Source organism: Alteromonas sp. ABH4_457 (assembly GCF_056160625.1).
The window spans coordinates 449,754-471,516 of sequence record NZ_JBSWXN010000006.1 but is presented as its reverse complement, the minus strand read 5'-3'; the positions used below and the strand labels follow the sequence as shown (position 1 = coordinate 471,516).

The window sequence follows — 21,763 nt, the reverse complement described above, 5'->3', positions numbered from 1 at the left end:
CCATGCTGCATTTCTGACAGGATAGCTATGTTTAAAAGATTCCTTATACTTTGTACTGTGTTGACGCCATCGGCAGCAGTTCTGGCTCAGTCCGGAAACGCTGACCTCCCTGACTGGCAAAATCCGCAGGTTTTACAAAAGAACCGTCTCGCGCCACGGGCGCATTTTTTCGCATTCTCAAAAGATCCCGGGAAATTTGTATCAACGCCCTGGGATAGCAATGATTACCTGTCTCTTAATGGCACGTGGCAATTTAAAATGGCGGAAAATCCGCAGGCCGCGCCGGATGATTTCATGCGCCCTGACTACGCTGAAAAAGGCTGGGGCGAGATCCCTGTACCGGGAAACTGGGAACTAAACGGCTATGGATATCCGAATTACGTGAATATCCGCCTCGATTATGGTCCGGAAACGCCTTCTGGCCAAATCCCTTCCGAAAATAACTCCACCGGTTTATATCGCAAGCACGTTACCTTGCCGGATGACTGGACCGGTGATCGTGTTGTCGCTTATTTCGGCGCAGTTAAATCTTCTTTTTCAATCTGGGTAAACGGCGAGTACGTGGGTTATTCCCAGGATTCAAAAACCGCCGCCGAATTTGATATTACTGACAAATTAAAAAGCGGCGATAACCTCATTGCGCTGAAAGTGCATCGTTGGTCTGACGGCACGTATCTGGAACTGCAGGACATGTGGCGGTTATCCGGAATTGAACGGGATGTGTATCTGTATCGCACGCCGAAAGAACAACATATCCGCGATATTGAAGTCGTGTCCACACTGGATGACAGTTACCAGCAAGGTGTACTTTCTCTGAGCACCGATATAGAAACCGATTCTGACGTCACGTTGTCACAGTGTAATGTCAGCTACCGTCTGCTGGACGATGACAAGCTGGTCTGGCAGGGCGACGGGGAAGGTGCTGACTGTTCGGCGTCAGCCACTCTTGCCAATGTGCAGAAGTGGACGGCTGAAACACCGAATTTGTATGATCTGCAAATTATCGCCGGCGAAGGTGAAACAGCACAATATGCCTGGCAACGCATCGGCTTCCGACGCAGTGAGCTGAAAAACGGCAATGTGTTGATTAATGGTGAGCCTGTTCTTATTAAAGGCGTAAACCGTCATGAGCATGATCCTCGCACCGGTCACGTAATCACCCGTGAATCGATGCGCCGCGACATATTATTGATGAAGCAACACAATATTAATGCCGCCAGGAATTCACATTATCCGAATAATCCTGCCTGGTATGAACTGGCTGATGAGCTCGGACTATACCTGGTTGACGAAGCGAATCAGGAAGCTCACGCGTTCGGTGCCACTGATAGTAATTACGATCCTGAAAAACACATCGTGAACAACCCTGCATGGAAAGACGCCTTTCTTGACCGCGTTCGCAACATGTATGAAGCCAGTAAAAACCATGCTTCGGTGGTAATTTTGTCTGTTGGCAATGAAACCGGTGATGGCCCGAACACCGAACAACTTTATCACTGGCTGAAAACCCGCACCGATCGTCCGGTTATGTCAGATCAGGCGCGCACCAAATCTCACACCGACATGTACGCCAAAATGTATGCGTCTATTCCGCTGCTGGAAAATTATGCGCTGTCAGATCCAACCCGTCCGATGATCCTTTGTGAGTATGAACACGCAATGGGCAACTCGGTGGGCGAACTTTATGATTACTGGCAGGTTATTCGTAAATACCCGGCGCTTCAGGGCGGCTTTATCTGGGACTGGGTTGATCAGACTATCGAAACAACTGATAAGAATGGCAACACCTATCTGGGGTACGGCGGTGACTTCGAACCTGAAGGCGTTTACCACGATGAAAACTTCAGTGCGAACGGTGTAATGAATGCGAATCGCGAACCGCATCCCCACGCTGAAGAAGTGAAATATGTCTATCAGGATGTGGAAGTATCGTTTGCTGGTAGCAGCGAGCGTCAGGTCAGGGTGTTCAACCGCCGTTACTTTACCTCGCTGAATGATCTTTCATTAAACTGGACGCTGGAGGAGGACGGCAAAACAGTGGCTCAGGGCGACATTGATAATTTAGATATCGCTCCGCAACAGTCAGGCACGTTTACGCTTCCTGCATTTACCAGCAAAACCCGGGAAGGGAAGCGCTACTATCTGACGTTCCGATTCTATCCAAAGCAGAACAGCGAGCTTTATGCCAGCGATGTTGCGATAGCGACTGAACAGCTTCCATTGGCGATCAATGCTATGGCGGCCGCTCCGTCTCTCGGCGAAGGTAAATTACCAGCCGTGAACGCGGCGTCTGATGCCATTACTGTTACAGCCGGAAAGCAAGCCTTTACGTTTGATAAGCAAACCGGCTGGCTGAGTCAGTGGAAAGCAGACGGTGATAAACAGTTGGCATCCCCTATGGTGCCGTGGTTCTGGCGGGCACCTACAGATAACGATTTTGGTGAGAAGTATCCAGAAAAAGCAAAGGTATATCAGAAGCTTTATGAAGACGCGACACTGACTTCGATTTCCTCCGGAAAAGAGGGAAACCGGATTGTTATCAACACTGAACATGCACTACAAGCAATAGAAAGCCGTTACTTCACCCGCTATGCCATTGCCGGCGACGGTACAATGGAAGTCAGCGTGAATTTCTATGCGGCCGCGCACAAGAAATACCCTGAGTTGCCGCGCATTGGCTATCGTCTGGAGTTAATTGGAGAGTACGACGAGGTTAGCTGGTTTGGTAAAGGGCCCCACGAAAATTACCGGGACCGGAACCACTCGGCTGTGTTTGGTCGCTACTCACGCTCTGTTGAACAGTTAGGTCACGACTATGCCCGACCGCAGGAGAATGGTCATCGTGCCTTTGTGTATCAGGCAGACTTCAGCGGTGGTGATGCGGAAGGTTTCAGCGTATTCGGTGAACCAACATTTGGCTTTAACCTGGCGAAAGACAACCTGTTTGATTATGACCAGTTCGAAAAGCAGGGGCTTCACGGCTATCAGATCCCTGAGTCTGAAAATACGTTCCTGTATATCGACTACCGCCAGCGCGGCGTAGGCGGCACTAACTCCTGGGGAGAGTCGCCGCTGTATCGCTACACGCTGCCATGGCGTGATTATCAGTACAGTTTTGTGCTGAAGCCTTCTGCGAATTAACAAACGAGTAGATTGAGAGCGTTTGTAAGTAGTTTTCTAGGCTCCAGCTAAAAATTTTAAGCCCGCTAAAGCGGGCTTTCGTTTATCTGCGGATAAGCTGAACTTGTTCTAAAAATCACTTAAGTACATGATTAAAATAAATAATTATACACATCACGCATGATAACTGGAATTATCATGCGTGATGAATTCATAGATGAAAAGTATCTGTTTGCAAGAAGTCTGTGTATCTATCCAGTGTCGCGAAAATATTTGAATATCTCTAATTTCAGGCTTCGTACAAACGTTCAAGTGCCTGGTGAATGATTCAATAAAGAACTTCGGAAACAATTCAAATCAAGCCATCACACGCAAAACATCAGATTTACAGTAATTTCCACATAACGCCATTTTGCCGATATATTGGCACATCCACAGTTTATCGTATGGATCAGATTTACTTATACGGCGTTTGCCGTGTATGAGTCTGGTAATGTCCGGAAAGCTCTTATCGGCATTAAACTCGGTACAACTCTTAAAATCCGGCAGCGCAGATTCTGACAAGCTGTTGGAAATTCATACTTCAAAAGTCATGTTTAACGCCTGAAAACGAATCGTGCGCTACGTGAAATCTGCAAGGTTTGTGGTCGCAATTTTTCTCAGATTTTACGTAGCGCCGCGTAACAATCAGGCACTTTGTTAACCAAAATCCGCACATGCGGAGAATATCAATTTAGATAAGCTGCATGCTGAGTAATAGAAGGCTTTCAGGGAATCAAAAGAACGCTGAAGTCTGGTGTCAGAAGTTTCATTTATCGTAGACAACGGTAACGGCAATGGTAATGGAACTAAGCCACTGTAAGTCGCTAATACAAGCTAAAGGAACATTTGAGAATTCATTTCGAATGCTTTCTATAAGTGCGCATGATTCCGGCAGATATGTGAACCGCAACGAAAGGCCAACGAGCACAAAGCTGCACGGCTGTGTATTAGCCAATATCTCAACAGCCGGAAGCGACACTGTGCCGCCCCAATCCGCATTAACACTTAATTACGCATAATGTATATTATGTTAAATTAAGAGTAGAAATACTATTGTTAATCAAACCCTTGTGAATACTGCCACATAAAATGAGATTTTCTGCCAGCACGAGATTTTTGTGTGACTACCACATGACTTACTTGTGTTTTTTAAACATAGTCACCTTAATAAGGATTCTTACTGCGACTTGTTCTATCAGAAGTATCTTGAAGCAAATCCTATAGCCGGAACAACAGGCTGTGAAAAATTAATCTCGTTTTAAGTGACAGTGAATTTCCAGAGAATTTATAACTCATTGATTCGTTGAAGTTGTCGCTGGCAGAGATTCTCAAATTAAGTGGCATTCGCCAGTAGCGACCATCTCATGGTCATAGATTTCGCTGCCATTTATCCTGTTTAACCGGTGATGATCGTAAAGCCGCTGATGCCTTTGCTGCTTTACGATACAAAAAGCGATACAGCTAACAAATAATAAAAGGCACACAATAACAATGAAACTTCGCCACCTCTGTTCTCTTATCAGTTTATTCAGTTGCAGCGCATTAGCAGCCGGAACCACTGAGCCTGCCAAACCTGTATTTTCGGATATGGATGTTTTTGAGCTTGAATGGGCTTCTGCGCCTGAGATATCGCCTGACGGAAAGCATATCGTTTACCGCCGTAACGGAATGGATATCATGTCCGATGCACGTACCGGTAATCTGTGGATGATGAATGCTGACGGCTCTGAGCACATGAAGCTGACAACTGATGATATCAGTGAAGGCAATGCCGTATGGTCGCCTGATGGCTCACGGATTGCGTACACCAGAAAGGGTCAAAACGGCGCTGAGATTTTTGTTTATCGCGTCAGGGATGGCAAAGTTGCAAGATTAACCGAACTTGAGCGTGCTCCATCGGGTTTAAGCTGGTCTCCGGACGGTAAAACGATTGCGTTTTCGATGCTGGTGCCGTCTGCACCGCCGGTAATGGTTAAAATGCCGGCCAAACCTGAAGGTGCCAAATGGGCTGCTAATCCGCGTATTACTGACCGTCTGAAGTACGAACAGGACGGTCGGGGTTACATTGAGCCCGGATTTTCGCATTTATTTGTGGTGCCGGCTGATGGTGGCACTCCAAGACAAATCACCTCCGGCGATTTTCAGCATCGTGGTCAGCCTCAATGGACGCCTGATGGTCATAATCTGGTTTTCTCAGCAAACAGACAACCGGATGCAGAGCATAATTTCCGCAATACCGATATCTATTCTGTAGATATAAATAGCAGCGCTGTAAAGCAACTCACCACCCAAACCGGGCCTGATCACCACCCTGTCCTTTCCCCTGACGGCAAAAAAATCGCCTGGCTTGGCTACCCCGATAAATTGATGGCTTATCAGACAACCCGATTATACGTAATGAATGTCGACGGTTCTGATAAGAAAGAAATTGACTTAAAACTGGATCGCTCGGTCAGCAATCCGGTCTGGAATAAGCAAGGGATCTATTTTCAGTATGATGACCATGGCAACACGAAAATTGCTGTTACCGGACTAAACGGCAAAGTTAAAAAACTGGCTGACAATGTGGGTGGTACTACGGTGGCGAGACCTTACGGCGGCGGCAGTTTCAGCGTAAATAGCAAGGGTGTCATTGCCTATACCCACACTACCCCTTACCGCCCTGCTGATGTTGCCATGCTTGCTAAGAAAGATGCGAAGCCTGAACTGGTGACCGGGTTAAATGAGGATATTCTGGCCTACCGTAACCTGGGCCGCACTGAAACCGTATGGTATAAGTCTACTGCCGATGGCCGTGACATTCAGGGATGGGTGACGTTTCCGCCTGACTATGAAGAAGGTAAAACCTATCCGTTGATTGTTGAAAATCACGGTGGTCCTATCTCAAATTACGGCGATCGTTTTTCTCCGGAAATTCAGCTCTATGCGTCAGCAGGCTACGTCGTGTTTTATCCGAATCCCCGTGGCAGCACCAGCTATGGTGAAGAGTTCGGAAACCTGCTGTTTAATAACTATCCCGGTGAAGATTATCAGGATGTCATGGACGGCGTTGATGAAATGATTAAACGCGGTTATACCAGTGAAGATCAGTTGTACGTTACCGGAGGCAGTGCCGGTGGCATTATGTCAGCCTGGATGATTGGTAAGAATAACCGCTTCGAAGCTGCTGCAGTCGTGAAGCCGGTGATGAACTGGATCAGCAAATTGCTCACGGCAGATAATTATTATGGTTATGCTGATTACCGCTATCCGGGTCAGGTGTGGGAAAATCCAGAAACCTACTGGAAGTTCTCGCCGGTTTCTCTGGTCGGAAATATTCAGACACCTACGCTGGTAATGGTTGGTGATGCGGATATGCGTACACCGTTGTCTGAAGCTAAACAGTTATACAGCGCTCTGATTTTACGGAAGATTGATACCGCGCTGGTTGAAATGCCGGGGGCTTATCACTTCATTTCAAACCGTCCGAGTCAGATGATCAGTAAAGTAAAACATGTACTGGCCTGGTTCGAAAAATACCCCGCGGTAGCGGAGGCACCTGTTAAACAGGAAAAATAATCCTTAATTGTTCCATTAACAGGCCGTTTGCTTCAGAGGCGCGGCCTTTTGTCTTATTCCGCATTGACTCCCCGCTGACTTCTTCGCATTATAGCCGCCTGATTGTCCATTGATGTTGCTATGAAAAAATTTCTTCCTCTGTTAACGCCTGTTTTTTTATTTGCCTGCCAGCCTGAAAATAATATGGCCGGTTTAGACCGCGTTTATGTTACCCCGGTTACACTTTCCTGTGTGGCGGAAACGATTCAAAGTGAACCTTTTGTATCCGGGTTTAAAGCCACTGATGATGTGTTCCATTTTAATATTGATGGCTACGAAACCCGTATGCTGAATAAAACGCTTGGCGGCAAAATTTCCGGCTATGCCATGACAATAAATGGCATGCACAAGGGAGACGAACCCAATGCGTTCTATAAAATAGTGCGGGAATTTGAAACGCAAATCTATACCCATATTACAGAGCGTTGTTACGGATGATCAAAGTCGTAAGGTTAGGATAAATATCCTTTTTATAGCCAAAAACACAGATAATCCGGTTAGGATACCTTTTAACATGGTGTAATTCTGTTCAGAATGGTATTTCACACACGCATTCAACCCGGAATTTCATCATGGACAGACCTTTTTCTTTTCTGCGTAAGTCGCTGCTCAGTGCGGCGATTGTCAGTATTTTCTCAGCGCCGGTATCTGCCGGCACCGAAGATGCTGTAAAACACATTCTTCCTGAATATCTTAAATACCTGACATTACCCAACGTAGCGAAAGAATCGCCGTCTGATATTAAAGCGGTGGCTGAATGGACCCGCGGTACTTACCGGAAACACGGGCTGAATGCCAAGCTTCTTCCTGATGGTCAGACACCTATGGTATATGCCGAATACATGGAAGCAGGTGAAGATGCGCCGGTCGTACTGTTCTATGCACATATGGACGGACAGCCGGTAAATCCGGAACAGTGGGATCAGGAAAGTCCGTGGCGGCCAGTGCTTAAAACCCTCGAAGGTGACAGCTGGCAAAGTAAACCTGTGACTGCCCTCACCTTCACAACGGATCCTGAGTTGCGCATATTTGCCCGTTCAGCCTCTGATGATAAAGCACCCATTATGATGTTGCTGGCTGCTATTGATACATTGAAAGCGGAAAACAAAAAGCCGGCTGTGAATATCAAAGTGCTCCTTGATTCACATGAAGAAGGCGGGCCTCCTACCCTAATCGATGTGATTAACCGTAATAAAAACCAGCTTCAGGCCGATGGAGTCGTTATGCTGGACGGACCAATGCATCCGTCAAACAAACCTACACTGGTTTTTGGTCACCGTGGTGCTTCTATGGTGAGACTGACTGTATTTGGTCCGGCATCCGACAGCCATAGCGGCCATTATGGTAACTACGCTGCCAATCCGGCTTTCCTGCTGGCTGATTTGCTTGGCAAGATGAAAGATGATGATGGCCGGGTGACGATTCCCGGCTACTATGATGCAGTTAAATTTGATGATGATTATGCCACCGCACTGGATGCCGTTCCCGCAGATGAAGCGGCTTTAATGAAGCGGCTGGGCATTGCAACAACAGAGAAAGTGGCCGGAAACTACCAGCGGGCAATTAACTACCCGTCTTTAAATATAAACGGGCTTTCTGCTGCCAGCACGGAAGCGACCCGTACCATTATTCCCGCTACAGCAACGGTGACAATGGATATCCGTACAACAAAAACATCGACTGCAGAACGTCAGATAAAACTGGTTAGAGATTTTGTCATCGCACAGGGCTATCATCTGGTTGAAGATGCGCCGACAGCGAAAGAACGGGCGGAATATCCCCGTATTGCCCGCTTTATCTCGCATACCGGAACGGCTGCATTGCAAACGCCCTTGGATGAACCATTGGGACAATGGGCATTAACAGCCTTGTCTCATGTCAGTGATTCTAAACCGGTTATTATTCCCATGATGGGAGGCACTGTACCTACCTCACCGCTGGTATCCGGTTTGCAAAAACCGGTCATTCTGCTTCCCCTTGTGAATGCAGACAACAACCAGCATGCACCGAATGAAAACCTCAGGCTGGGCAACTTCTTCAGCGGTACTGAAACCCTGTATCAAATGTTCACAACGCCGTTGACGCAGGATTAACAGATAAAAAAAAGACCGCCTTCCGGCGGTCTTACTTTCTGTCCTTGCTTCCGGGAGATCAGAATTGTACGGTGACTGACAGTTGCAGTCTGCGCGGATTGTAATAATCTCTTGGCTGACCGAACTCTTCAGAAACAACGTACGGGTTATAGTTGTAACCGGTTTGCTTATTAAACACGTTGAACAGATCTGCACGGAACTTCACGGTATAGTCGCTCACATCCCAGTTTTGCGTATAATTCATATCCAGCTGCCAGTGGCTTGCACCACGGCGGCTTCCCGCAGGTTCTGCATATCGGCTGACCCCTGATGTATAACCGTAAGGTGTGCCATCCCATGCTGTCCAGGCTTCACCGGACTGGAAGATAAAGTAAGCACCGATATTGGCTTCCCAGTCAGTGGTGTAATAACCGAACACTTTCACTTTATGGGGTTTGTCGCCTATCAGCTTACCGTAGCGGTTGTCCCAGGGCATACGGCCTACACCGTCACCGTAGTACGAAGAACCGATGAAGTTGTTCGCATCGTTAGTCGTGGTGGTGCTGTCCTGGTCGAAGTTACCATAGTAATGACTCCAGGTATAAGACGCATTCAGGTAAGTACGTTCACCATACCATTCTGCTTCAGTGCTCCATTCCCAGTATTTGGTCTGGCCACCGTCTACTTCTGCGACCACATAGGAAGAGCCGCCTACTTCTGCACGTAACTCATCCAGATTGTCGATATATAGCCCTTTCGCGGCGATATCTTCAGGTACTGCGCCACCTTCATATTCACCAAACAGGCGGGCGTTGTTTGGCATATCTTCCCAGAAATGGCTGCCGTAACGGAAACGTACGTGTGAACGCAACATCAGATTATTGCTCACAGCACGGGTCGTTCCTACAGTGTACTCATCAATTCTGCGGGGACGCATGTTATCGGCAAAGAACTTACCTGATGAGCCGGCTTTGTTACCTGATGCCAGATAATCGCCATTTTCATCAAACTGAACCTCAACCGTTGCACGGGAATTTCTGTCCCAGGACGCGGCACGGGCCAGGGAGCTGGCACTGGGGTTATAACTGGCATAGTTGGCGAAAACAGTGCTCTCATCTTCGTATTCCCAGGTTACGCCTAACCGGGGCTGCACCATGTCTTTCCAGTCTACAGTGTACATTTTATAAGGGTTTCCCGGCGCAACTTGATATCCGGAAATATTCTCACTGTTTTCAGCAAGGCCCTGCCCGTACAGTACATCTTTTGAAACCAGTAAGCCCACGTTATACGTAAAATCACCGTGTTCAATGGTATCGTTGATTTCAAAATTGAAGGACTCTGCCGAAGACACAATGGACGGTGTAACCGATCCGTCTACCGCAAGACTCATCTGCTGAACCTGCGCAACGTAGTAGGCACCGGGATACTCGGCATCTATACCACCAACGTACTCTATGAAACCCCAGCCGTTAGATAGCCTTGCCAGATCTTCGGAAATTTCCTCCCATTTAAAGCCGGCATGAATGGTGTGATAAGTGTTTCCGAACATGGACTCAGTATCCAAAGCAAGCTCAAAACTTTCACGTTCGAAAGACTGCCGGTTATACTGTGAATAAGCACCGACACCACCGCCACCTGTCATTTCACCGTCGTCGCCCACGTAGCCGTATTGTTGCACCAGTGGTAACGCACCAGCATTAAACTGAATATCATCAGCAGTCAGGTCGCCAGTCCGGATACTGGGCACACTGAAATATCCTATCTCGTCCAGTGCATCAATATCAATTGAGTCGCCGATAACCGGTGTAACTCCGGTTAGTTCTGTGTCCGGCGTGTCGATGAAGTCTTCTTTATATTTACCGTATTTGAAGGAAATGCTGGAATCACCAATCAGCCAGGAGCCGTCCAGCGAGTAGATACTCAGGTTAGAGTCTGAACCCACTGATACACTGTCTGCTTCGAATTCACCAATTGACGAGCCGGACACGTTCCTTTCAGAATCACGGATACTGGCATTTAACAGCACATCAGCGGTAGGTGCCCAGGTGAGCTTACCAAAATATTCATTCCGTTCACTTTTATAATCTTTTGTGGCGCCGTAGGCTGTTTCTTTGCTGCTGCCGTCGACAACCGGGCGGTAAAAAGACCCGTAGAAATACAATTCATCTTCAATCAGCGGTCCGCTCACAGAAGCAACAATCCAGCTGCTGTCTGTATCTTCAATAACACCGTCTTTGGGCGTTGCAGAAAACGAAGAAGGCTGAATACGGTATTCCACGCTGCCATGAAATTCGTTAGTCCCTGATTTGGATACCGAGTTAACTGCGAAACCGCCTGAACGGTTAAAGCCAACAGCTTTTGCGCCCCCGCGATCTACCGAAACGCTGGCAATATCATGGGTTGAAGGTTCTGAGGACAAGTTCCCGAACATGGGCATTGAAAGGTCGACACCATCAAAGCCGTAACTGTTATCAACACCGGAGCCACCTGCAGACGGACCGAGAGTACCGTTTTCAGAATACTCTACGCCGGGCAGAATTTTCAGCATGTCACGGTATGTCTGACCGGTCGGCAGAGATTGAATGACTTCTGCACCGAAGGAGTTGGTGAGAGATGAATCGCCGGTAGTCACAAAGGGACTGCCGGTAATGGTGATCACCTCTGTGTTGTCCGGCGAATAAACGAAGTTGATTGCTGAAGCCTGCTCTAGCAACACTCTGGTGCTGAACTGCCGGGTATCGCCATTGGGAAGCGTAAATGTGACCTCGTACTCTCCCGGTACAAGAAATGGCATCGTGAATGTACCGTCTTCCCGCGTTGTGGCAGAGCGGTCTTTTGGCATGACGGGACTGCTGGCTACTACCTGAATACCCGCGACGCTGGTACTGCCGTCGCCGGCGGTCACCTGCCCCTTAATACTACCTGTTTGTTGTTGCGCTAAAGCGGGTGAAGATACGGCGGCTACAGCAAGACATAAAGGCGCGGCGAAAGATGCGGTCTTCCATGTTTGCCGGATTTGTCTGGTGAGATAGCGTGCCGCGAAACGTGCTTTTTCCTTTTTCATAGTGACACCTGTTGTAATGTGTGAATTATTATTACCGGAACGTTACGTTTTTATTATGACTGAACATTTAACAGACAGGATTGCGCCCAGTCAAGAATACTTTGTTCAAAAATATTTATTATGCAGTAATAATTTATCACAATAATTCAAATGTCAGATCTGAAACGAAGGGCAAGAAAAAACAGAAGCCGCCGGCATATCCATAGCCAACACATCATTTTAGGCTGTTTAAGTGTTAAACAGCGTTTTAAGTAATGAATTAAGCCGGTCATGAATCATAACCTGAGGTTATAGACTTTAGAATGAAATGAATATCTGTATAAATGGGAAGTACGCAAGTATTTTTTTATTCCGTATGTCCGGCATTATTTATAACGTAATTATTCAAAAAGAATAGCAAATGCAGCAAGAAATCAATCTGTTTTCGTTATCATGCCGTAGCAAAAGTAACTGCAAACAGGAGCTATTACTATGTCATCGGAAATCAAAGAAAAACACGCTAAGTTGCTTGCTGAAGTCCTTACCCAGTCGTCACACTGGAAGCTTCAACCTGAGAAAAAGTCACCCTTCCATTCTGCTGAAGAGGTATTCACGTACATTGAATCCCATAATGAACCGCTCTACGTTGTAGTGCCGGTGAACGGTGACGATAATGACGTACTGGTGAAAGTGTCGAGTGAAGAAGATGATGTGTTGTTTGAGACCGTGTCTAATGAAAACAAAAAGCAGGCGAAAGTGCATCACTCCCATCTTAAGCTTATTGAAAGCACAGTTACAGAACTGGTTAACAGCCAGTTGGAAGAAGGAAAGAAGGCGGCGTCAATGTGACACCGCCCGGGTGTCCTGACGTTAAACTTTCACGGCCAGCACGTCTGTTTTCACACCGTGCAACACCGCATTCGCTGTGGATCCCAACAGTAACCGCATGCCACTGCGACCGTGTGTACCGATGACAATTAAGTCACTTCCCAGTTTTTCCGCTGCGGCATGGATTTCATCGGCTGCAGCGCCCACAACCACATGAGTGTGAGAAACCGGAATGTTATGCCGGTGCGCGATCCCTTCAAGTTTCTCTTTTGCCTGCTGGCAGATCTCATCAGAAAAATCACTTTCGAGAAACAGCCCGTAAGGCTCGATACTGGTTTGGGGATAGACAACATAAAGCAGATTCAGCTTCACGTTGTTACCCGCCAGTTGCATAGCCCGGTGAACCACGCCTTCATAATCAGAATAAATATCGATAGCAACTAGTATTGAGTCGTAAGCAGCCATAAATGTCTCCGGTTTTTCTTTCACTATAGAGCAAAGTCAGACAACAATCTTGATACGCATCAAATTTAAACCGCTTTGGTGTCTTCTTCTATTTTTGCCAGATGACTCACAGGCATAAAACTCATAGGGCTGGCTTCTGCCACATGCAGTTTGAATGCATCAGCAATTTTATCCGTTAAAAAACTGCCCCGTTTTACCAGCGGAAAAATCTCGTCGTAGCGCATTACCTGTGTCTGGTTAACCCTGCGGAAAATATGCGTGCGGTTCAACGACGAATGAGACTGATGGCCGGTGGAAGACAGAATATCCATAAAAGCAGTAACCGTCTTTTTATGAAATCGGTACACGCGCTCGTATTTGTCTTCAACAACCAGCCCTCTTGCCAGTTTCGGATCCTGGGTTGCTACGCCGGTAGGACACTTATTTGTATTACAGGACAAACTTTGCACACAACCTAGAGACAACATCATTCCCCGGGCACTGTTACATAAGTCTGCTCCCAGGCTCAGGTTTTTGACCAAATCAAATGCAGTAATTATTTTCCCTGAGGCAATGAGTTTAATTTCCCGCCTTAAATCAAATCCGGTGAGACAGTCATCCACAAATGCCAGAGCTTCACGCAGCGGAAAGCCGATAGAGTTGGCATATTCCAGCGGCGCTGCACCCGTTCCGCCTTCACCGCCGTCTACGGTGATAAAATCCGGACATATACCGGTTTCCACCATAGCCTTACAAATGGCGATAAACTCGCTCTTTCGTCCCAGTGACAGTTTAAAACCCACCGGCTTCCCCTCTGACATATCCCGTAAATCGCGGATAAAATGCATCATTTCAAGAGGCGTTGAGAATGCGGTATGTCTTGGCGGCGAGTCCACCTGAGTGCCGGGTTCAACACCTCTGACTCGGGCAATTTCCGGTGTGTTCTTATGTGCAGGCAAAATACCGCCGTGGCCCGGCTTAGCCCCCTGAGACAGTTTTATTTCTATCATTTTCACATTCGGGTGACGGGCTTTCTCTTCAAATAATTTCGCATTAAAGGTACCGTCATCATTACGGCAACCAAAATATCCTGTACCGATTTGCCATACCACATCGCCACCATTTTCCAGATGGTACGGTGTCAGACCGCCCTCACCTGTATTGTGGCTGAAACCACCTTTGGCTGCACCTTTATTCAGCGCCTGTACAGCGTTAGCACTGAGTGCGCCAAAACTCATGGCTGAAATATTCAGCACACTGGATGCATAGGGCTGTTTACAGGCTGAAGAGCCGATTACTACTCTGGGATCCTCTTCCATTTCATCAATTTCCATTGCTGAAAGAGAATGTCCAATCCATTCATACCCATTTTCATAGGTGTCCAGCTGAGTACCGAATGGTGAACTGTCTGTAGCATTTTTTGCGCGCTGATACACAATTGAGCGGTGCATGCGACTGATGGGCTTACCGTCAGTTTCAGACTCAAGCAGATATTGCTGGATGAAAGGACGTAAGCCTTCTACCAGCCAGCGGCCTCTGCCGATAAAAGGAAAATTCCGCAAAATTGAATGGTGATTCTGCGTCAGATCATAAAGTGCAATGAGAAGACAAAGTCCGGTGAGAGGAAGCAACCACAAGAGATAATGCCAGATCACTGCCAGAGCGGCATTAATCAAAAAGATAAGGGTTAAACTTACAATAATTCGTTTGTGCATAGTGCCTGTTCCGGTAATAACTGCGCCGTATTACGCTTTTAAGCGCAAGACCATAACAAAGATCATGAAAAGAAAGGCATTTTTTCGCTCACAGGGTATTTATTTTATGCCGCCATCTTACCGTAAAGAACCATCGATATCGTTGAGGCAGATCAGATAAATAAGCACAATCAAAGATTTACAAAATGATGCTGTTATCGCATCCTTTTATCAGGCTTTTTTAAACCGGAATAGATCAGCGGGTTTCATGGAATATACATTTCTTCTCTTTGCTTTCGTATGTGGACTCTCAGTGAAAATGATAGGCATACCACCTCTGGTAGGATATCTGGTTGCCGGTTTCGCGCTGAATGCAGCGGGACAACAAATGACCGGCGAGCTGCAACATATTGCAGATCTCGGGATCACCATCATGTTGTTTACCATCGGCCTGAAGCTTAATGTCCGCGATCTCAGCAAACGTGAAGTCTGGGCCGGCAGTATCGCCCATACACTTATCTGGGTTGGTATCGTTGCCGGAGCGCTCTACATACTGGCTGCTGTTGCTGCTTTCTGGTTTGGTGACATATCTTTTGAATCAGCTCTACTGATTGCCTTTGCGTTAAGTTTCAGCAGTACCGTTTGTGTTATAAAAGTCCTGGAAGAAAGCGGAGAGAGCAAAACCCGCCACGGAAAACTGGCCATCGGCATACTGGTTATGCAGGATGTGTTTGCTGTGGTGTTCCTTGTCGCTGCAACGGGTAAACTGCCGTCTGTTTATGCGCTGGGCTTACTGGCTGTATTTCCGCTGATGCCGCTGCTTAACCGTATTATCGATAAATCAGGTCACGGCGAGTTACTGCCACTTACCGGGTTTGTGCTTGCGCTGGGAGGATACCACCTGTTTGACCTGGTGAATATTAAAGGGGATCTCGGCGCCCTGCTCACCGGAATCATTCTGGCTAAAAACCCCAAAGCCACAGAGTTGTCCAAATCATTGCTGGCTTTTAAGGATTTGTTTCTCATCGGCTTCTTTCTGTCTATCGGCCTCACGGCCCTGCCGGATTTCAATATGATCATGGCTGCACTTATTTTGTGTGTATTCCTTGCCGTTAAAGCCGCGCTTTTCTTTGGTTTATTCACCTGGCTGCGCTTACGGGCGAGAACCAGCTATCTCACTTCACTGGTGCTGGGGAATTACAGTGAATTCGGCCTCATAGTCGCCGCATTAGCAGTAAGTCTGGGAATGTTGAGCGAAAGCTGGCTGGTCATTATTGCGCTGGCCGTTTCTATTTCATTTGTAATCACCAGTATCATGTACCGGAACAGTCACAGCCGGTATCTGCGTATCAAAAACGGCATTCAGAAATTCGAAAGTCCTGTCCGCCTCAAAGAAGACATTTATCCGGTGGTCACCAATGCCGAGTTCCTTGTTATCGGTATGGGCCGTGTAGGTCTGGGTGCATTTAACTCTCTGCATAAACTGGCCGACTCTGCTGTATGGGGAATGGATGCCGACAGAGTTAAAATTAACCGCCTGCAACAGGAAGGACTCAATGTTATCTGCGGAGACGGTGAAGACGTGGACTTGTGGGAAAACCTTGATACCTCCAATGTAAAACTGATCCTGCTTGCTTTACCTTCTATTGAGGACGCGGTGAATATTACCCGACAGCTTCAGTTCTCGGGATACACCGGTAAAATCGCTGCCATCGCCCGCTATGAAGATGAGGTGGAAACCTTATTAAGTAAAGGTGTAGACAAGGTATTTAACTTTTTTACCGAGGCAGGCCTGGGTTTTGCCGAAGAATCATTGGCTTATGTTAATGATTCATCTGGTAAATAGAGGACTAATAAGAACACAGGACGACATGGAAATTGTTATCATTTGCATATTATTGATTTATAAAGATTTTTTTGATTTAACGCAAAGATTGCCATATACTGTGTGTAGTTAATTTAAGGAATACCGTTATGAAAGGCGATAAACAAGTCATCGCGAAACTCAACGAAGTATTGACCAGTGAACTGACGTCCATTAATCAGTATTTTCTGCATGCACGGATGTTTAAAAACTGGGGCTTCGGCGAGCTCAACGAAAAGAATTACAAGAAGTCCATCAAAGACATGAAACAGGCTGATGCTATCATTGAGCGCGTACTGTTTTTAGAAGGACTTCCGAACCTGCAGGCACTGGGCAAGCTGTATATCGGTGAAGATACCGTAGAGATGCTTAAGTGCGACAGTCGTTTTCAGCTGGAACAAATTCCCCTGCTGAAAGATGCCATCAAGCTTTGTGAAGAAAAGCAGGATTACGTAAGCCGTGACCTGCTCGAAGATATTCTGGAGTACGAAGAAGAGCATCTCGACTGGATTGAAACCCAGGAATATCAGATTGATGCAATGGGTCTTGAAACGTACCTGCTAAAACAGATTGAGGGAGATGACTAATGAAAGGTAACGCGAAAATTAATGACGCGCTGAATGAGCTGTTGTCTTATGAACTGGCAGCAATGGATCAGTATTTCATTCACTCTCAGATGTATCTGGACTGGGGCCTGAACAAGCTTTACGAGCGCATCAACCATGAGTTTGATGACGAAAAAGGCCATGCCACGAAACTGATTGAACGCATGCTGTTTTTAGAAGGCACGCCTGACATGGTTACCCGTACCGGCTATAGGGTTGGTCACGACGTACCATCAATGCTGGAAAGTGACTTACGCGTTGAATACGAAGTCGATGCGAAATTGAAAGAAGTTATCGCTTTGTGTGAACAGGAAAATGACTACGTTACCCGTGATATCCTGGTTGAATTACTTGACGACACGGAAGTAGATCACGCTCACTGGCTGGAACAGCAACTGGGCCTGATTAAGCGCCTGGGTCTGCAGCTTTACATGCACTCGCAGATGTAAGCCGGATTGTTTCGATAAATGCCCTGACCTGTTCAGGGCATTTTTGTTTCGAAGAACATCACGTAGGGGTCCGGTTTATCTTTTACATGGATCAACATTTTCCAGCGCATCTGTGGCTCAGAACAACTACCCAGCATAAACCATCCGGACCAGCTACCTTCTTTTATCCGTTCAGCCAGCACCGGCACCTTGCCCATATACATGTTTACCCCTTCAATCCAAACACTCTCAATTTGTTGAGAAAAGGGTAAAGAAAAGTTAACTGTTATCGATTCTTCTGCCTCCGGTATACTTTCAAATGTGGCAGAAACCTTATTTTGTTCATGGCCAATTTCACAGGTCAAATTGACAAATGTACACGGATTGCCTAAACCGTTATCTGTGTCAGTTGTTGTTACCTGTTGCTTTGAAAGATACACACCCAGCGCCAGGATCAGAATGAGTGTGGGGATGATGAATTTTTGCGCTTTTTTTGTTGTTTTCATGTGAAAATTATACTGTAAATAGCGACGGTTTATTACTACCTTTGACGGAGATCAACCCCGACTAGTTTATGGTATCTTTTTGTAAATAAAAATCTTATTATCCGCGTACCAGCTGACCTGTCTATAATTACAACAGAATTAAAAAGGTCAAGCGTTAAGCCTGCAACTTGCGCAAAACCGGAATCCGGCAGTTGGAAACCCATTTACCATTGAAGTGGAATATCAATCAAATGAGTGAAATAAGCCAAGCACAACCTGATTACAACTATAAAGTAGTCAGGCAATTTACCATCATGACAATTGTCTGGGGTATTATCGGCATGGGGCTGGGAGTATTTATTGCTGCGCAATTGTTTGCTCCTGCACTTAACTTCGATACACCCTGGCTGACGTTTTCCCGATTAAGACCGTTACACACCAACGCAGTCATTTTCGCTTTCGGCGGATGCGCACTGTTTGCAACGTCTTATTATATTGTTCAGCGTACCAGTCAGGTACGTTTATTCAGCGACAAACTTGCTGCCTTTACCTTTTGGGGCTGGCAGGCCGTTATCGTTCTTGCTGTTGCAACTTTGCCCTTTGGCATTACCGCCAGTAAAGAGTACGCTGAACTTGAATGGCCTATCGATATCCTTATCGCGCTGGTCTGGATTGCTTACATCATAAACTTCTTCGGTACCATCATCATTCGTAAGGTATCGCACATTTATGTAGCAAACTGGTTCCTCGGCGCGTTTATGCTTACCGTAGCAGTGCTGCACATCGGTAACAGTATGGCGATTCCGGTCTCTTTCACGAAATCTTATTCACTGTATGCAGGTGCGGTGGATGCCATGATGCAGTGGTGGTATGGACACAATGCGGTTGGCTTTTTCCTGACAGCGGGTTTCCTTGGCATGATGTACTACTTCGTGCCTAAACAGGCGGGACGCCCGGTATACTCTTACCGCTTATCCATTATTCACTTCTGGGCTCTGATTTCGCTATACATCTGGGCCGGTCCTCACCACCTTCACTTTACAGCGCTGCCAGACTGGACGCAGTCCCTGGGTATGGTGATGTCGGTTATCCTCTTTGTTCCCTCTTGGGGCGGCATGATCAACGGGATCATGACATTGTCAGGTGCATGGCACAAACTGCGTACCGACCCGGTGTTGCGCTTCCTGATTGTTTCATTGTCTTTCTACGGCATGTCGACCTTTGAAGGTCCGATGATGGCCATCAAAACCGTCAATGCGCTGTCTCACTACACCGACTGGACTATCGGTCACGTTCACTCAGGCGCACTGGGCTGGGTAGCCATGGTGTCCATCGGCTCTGTATATCACCTCATTCCTGTATTGTTCGGACAACGTGCAATGTACTCCACCAAACTGGTGAACGTGCACTTCTGGCTGGCTACTATTGGTGTGGTGCTTTACATCGTTGCCATGTGGATGTCCGGTGTACTGCAAGGTCTCATGTGGCGTGCAGTGAACGCCGACGGAACGCTGACCTACAGCTTCGTTGAGTCACTGGAAGCCTCCAAACCCTTCTATGTGGTGCGCTTTATCGGTGGTGTGTTTGTGGTTGCCGGCATGCTGGTGATGGCCTACAACACCTGGAAAACTGTACGTGCGCCCAAGGGCAGCATTGCAGCTGAACCCGCCGCACAGGCAGCATAAGGAGTCGTTGTTGTGAAGAATCCACATGAAATAATTGAGAAAAACATTGGCCTGATGACTGTGCTCATTTTGATTGCCATCAGCCTGGGAGCCCTGGTTCAAATTTTGCCGTTGATGTTCCAGCAGCAGGTACTTGAGCCGGTAAAAGGATTAAAACCTTATACAGCACTGCAACTGGAAGGCCGCGATATCTACATCCGTGAAGGATGTGTTGGCTGTCACAGCCAGATGATTCGTCCGTTCCGTGCTGAAACAGAACGTTACGGCCACTATTCAGTAGCCGGTGAGTCGGTATGGGAGCATCCCTTCCTGTGGGGTTCAAAACGCACCGGTCCTGACCTGGCGCGTGTTGGTGGCCGCTACAGTGACGAATGGCACCGTGTTCACCTGATTAATCCCCGCAACGTGGTACCGGAGTCTAACATGCCCGGTTTCCCGTGGCTGGCAGAGAATACGCTCAGCGGTGAAGATACCGCGAAGAAAATGGAAGTGTTCCGCGGCTTTGGTGTGCCTTACACCGATGATGATATCGCCGGTGCACAGGCGGCAGTAAAGGGTAAAACAGAAATGCAGGCCCTGATTGCTTACCTTCAATCCCTCGGCACATATCTGAACTGATATGGATCAGGGAATAGCGGGCAGCATTTTTACTGTCGTAGTGTTTGTTTGCTTCATTGGTGTGGTCTGGTGGGCGTTCAGCGGTCGCAATAAAAAGCGGTTCGATGAAGCGGCTAACCTGCCCTTTGCCGACGAAGTGAAAGAGAAATCTCAAAAGAATAAGCAGGAGTCTTGAACTCATGAGCACGTTTTGGACAATTTGGATCTCAGTGATCACACTGGGTACCATTATCGGCTGCTTCATCCTGTTACGCTGGGCACTGGCTAATAAAACCGGTGTAGCAGAAGGTGAAGGCATGGGGCACGTCTTCGATGGTATCGAAGAAATTAATAACCAGTTACCCCGCTGGTGGACTATTTTATTTTACGTTTGTATCGTCTGGGGCTTTGTGTATCTCGCTTTGTTCCCGGGGTTAGGTGCATGGCAGGGTTTCCTTGGCTGGAAAAGTTCGAACCAGAACATCCAGTCACTGGAAGAATCTGCTCAGGCCCGTGCTGATGCGAAAGAGAACGGATTACTGGTTAAATACGACCGCGAGCTGGATCAGGCTGCGGAATTGTATGACCCGATTTTCGAAAAATACGCGGCAGTACCGGTTGAAGAACTGGCCAATGATCCTGAAGCAGTAAAAGTAGGACAGCGTCTGTTTTTACAAAACTGTTCACAGTGTCACGGTTCTGATGCAAGAGGCGCCAATGTGGGCTTCCCTAACCTCACCGACGACGACTGGCTTTACGGAGGCAGTGGCGCAAAAATTGTTGAAACCCTTACACTGGGTCGTCAGGCCGCTATGCCTGCATGGATTGCTTCCATGGGTGAGCAAGGTATCAAAGAGACGGTTGCCTATGTACTCAGTTTGAGTGGCCGGGAACAGGAGCCTGAAATGACTGCGCTGATTGATGACGGAAAAGCCCGCTTTATGGTGTGTGCTGCCTGTCACGGCATGGACGGTAAAGGTAACCAGTTACTCGGTGCGCCGAATCTGACGGACAATATCTGGCTGTACGGTTCTTCTGAACAATCGGTCACTGAAACGCTGACTTACGGCCGTAATGGCGTGATGCCTTCATTCAAGAAAACCCTTGGTGATGACAAAATTCACGTTGTCGCCGCCTACGTGTACAGCCTGTCTAACTGACCCTGGTTAATTACACTGCTGTCATTCAAAAAGCCCTGTTTTCAGGGCTTTTTTGTGTGAAAATACAAACAGAACTTGATGGAAATCATCATAGTAAGT

The 21,763-nt window shown here is 47.2% G+C and carries 16 protein-coding genes; 12 read left to right on the top strand and 4 right to left on the bottom strand.

Features of this window, described 5'->3' with window-relative positions; all coding sequences use genetic code 11:
- Nucleotides 1-27 precede the first annotated feature (27 nt).
- The 4 genes from ACXAGR_RS17470 (at nucleotide 28) to ACXAGR_RS17455 (ending at nucleotide 8,852) form a co-directional block, all read left to right on the top strand.
- Complete coding sequence (locus tag ACXAGR_RS17470) at nucleotides 28-3,141, top strand: glycoside hydrolase family 2 TIM barrel-domain containing protein (RefSeq protein WP_474851551.1); 3,114 nt, start codon at nucleotides 28-30, stop codon at nucleotides 3,139-3,141.
- Between the two features lie 1,512 nt (nucleotides 3,142-4,653).
- The gene (locus ACXAGR_RS17465) at nucleotides 4,654-6,720 is read left to right on the top strand and encodes a S9 family peptidase (RefSeq protein ID WP_474851550.1); all 2,067 of its coding nucleotides are present in this window, start codon (nucleotides 4,654-4,656) and stop codon (nucleotides 6,718-6,720) included.
- A gap of 120 nt (nucleotides 6,721-6,840) precedes the next feature.
- On the top strand, nucleotides 6,841-7,197 hold the full coding sequence (locus ACXAGR_RS17460) for a hypothetical protein (protein WP_474851548.1): 357 nt from the start codon (nucleotides 6,841-6,843) through the stop codon (nucleotides 7,195-7,197).
- Nucleotides 7,198-7,331: 134 nt separating this feature from the next.
- The gene (locus ACXAGR_RS17455; protein ID WP_474851546.1) at nucleotides 7,332-8,852 is read left to right on the top strand and encodes a M20/M25/M40 family metallo-hydrolase; all 1,521 of its coding nucleotides are present in this window, start codon (nucleotides 7,332-7,334) and stop codon (nucleotides 8,850-8,852) included.
- Between the two features lie 58 nt (nucleotides 8,853-8,910).
- On the opposite strand, the gene ACXAGR_RS17450 is transcribed toward ACXAGR_RS17455, so the two are convergent.
- Complete coding sequence (locus ACXAGR_RS17450; protein ID WP_474851544.1) at nucleotides 8,911-11,895, bottom strand: TonB-dependent receptor; 2,985 nt, start codon at nucleotides 11,893-11,895, stop codon at nucleotides 8,911-8,913.
- 471 nt (nucleotides 11,896-12,366) lie between these two features.
- On the opposite strand from ACXAGR_RS17450, the gene ACXAGR_RS17445 reads away from it, so the two are divergent.
- Nucleotides 12,367-12,723, top strand: coding sequence for a hypothetical protein (locus ACXAGR_RS17445; RefSeq protein WP_474851542.1), 357 nt, complete (start codon nucleotides 12,367-12,369; stop codon nucleotides 12,721-12,723).
- Between the two features lie 21 nt (nucleotides 12,724-12,744).
- Here the strand turns inward: ACXAGR_RS17445 and ACXAGR_RS17440 are convergent, their stop codons facing one another.
- Both ACXAGR_RS17440 and ACXAGR_RS17435 read right to left on the bottom strand, forming a co-directional pair.
- A complete protein-coding gene (locus tag ACXAGR_RS17440; protein ID WP_119501386.1) occupies nucleotides 12,745-13,167 on the bottom strand; it encodes a universal stress protein in 423 nt (140 codons plus the stop codon).
- 65 nt (nucleotides 13,168-13,232) lie between these two features.
- A complete protein-coding gene (locus ACXAGR_RS17435; RefSeq protein WP_474851540.1) occupies nucleotides 13,233-14,861 on the bottom strand; it encodes an FMN-binding glutamate synthase family protein in 1,629 nt (542 codons plus the stop codon).
- Nucleotides 14,862-15,108: 247 nt separating this feature from the next.
- Between ACXAGR_RS17435 and ACXAGR_RS17430 the strand changes: the two genes are divergently transcribed.
- From ACXAGR_RS17430 to bfr (ACXAGR_RS17420), 3 genes are all read left to right on the top strand, one after another.
- Entirely contained in the window at nucleotides 15,109-16,686 is a 1,578-nt protein-coding gene (locus tag ACXAGR_RS17430; protein ID WP_474851538.1) for a cation:proton antiporter domain-containing protein, read from the top strand.
- Nucleotides 16,687-16,814: 128 nt separating this feature from the next.
- Nucleotides 16,815-17,291 carry a bacterioferritin gene (gene bfr, locus ACXAGR_RS17425; RefSeq protein WP_119501389.1) on the top strand — a complete coding sequence of 159 codons (477 nt, stop codon included), beginning with the start codon at nucleotides 16,815-16,817 and terminating at the stop codon, nucleotides 17,289-17,291.
- Nucleotides 17,291-17,758, top strand: coding sequence for a bacterioferritin (gene bfr / locus ACXAGR_RS17420; RefSeq protein WP_474851536.1), 468 nt, complete (start codon nucleotides 17,291-17,293; stop codon nucleotides 17,756-17,758). Before bfr (ACXAGR_RS17425) ends, bfr (ACXAGR_RS17420) begins: the two co-directional genes overlap by 1 nt.
- A 32-nt stretch (nucleotides 17,759-17,790) precedes the next feature.
- Here the strand turns inward: bfr (ACXAGR_RS17420) and ACXAGR_RS17415 are convergent, their stop codons facing one another.
- Entirely contained in the window at nucleotides 17,791-18,243 is a 453-nt protein-coding gene (locus tag ACXAGR_RS17415; RefSeq protein ID WP_474844214.1) for a hypothetical protein, read from the bottom strand.
- Between the two features lie 230 nt (nucleotides 18,244-18,473).
- Between ACXAGR_RS17415 and ccoN the strand changes: the two genes are divergently transcribed.
- From ccoN to ccoP, 4 genes are read left to right on the top strand one after another with little or no spacing between them, the layout of a single operon-like run.
- Entirely contained in the window at nucleotides 18,474-19,907 is a 1,434-nt protein-coding gene (gene ccoN, locus ACXAGR_RS17410; protein ID WP_349586566.1) for a cytochrome-c oxidase, cbb3-type subunit I, read from the top strand.
- Nucleotides 19,908-19,919: 12 nt separating this feature from the next.
- Nucleotides 19,920-20,525 (top strand): cytochrome-c oxidase, cbb3-type subunit II, encoded by a 606-nt coding sequence (gene ccoO / locus ACXAGR_RS17405; RefSeq protein ID WP_303574681.1) that lies wholly within the window; start codon nucleotides 19,920-19,922, stop codon nucleotides 20,523-20,525.
- A 1-nt stretch (nucleotide 20,526) separates the two neighbouring features.
- A complete protein-coding gene (locus ACXAGR_RS17400; protein WP_119501393.1) occupies nucleotides 20,527-20,700 on the top strand; it encodes a cbb3-type cytochrome oxidase subunit 3 in 174 nt (57 codons plus the stop codon).
- Nucleotides 20,701-20,704: 4 nt separating this feature from the next.
- Nucleotides 20,705-21,664, top strand: a complete 960-nt coding sequence (gene ccoP, locus ACXAGR_RS17395) for a cytochrome-c oxidase, cbb3-type subunit III (protein WP_349586571.1) — start codon at nucleotides 20,705-20,707, stop codon at nucleotides 21,662-21,664.
- The last annotated feature ends 99 nt before the right edge of the window (nucleotides 21,665-21,763 follow it).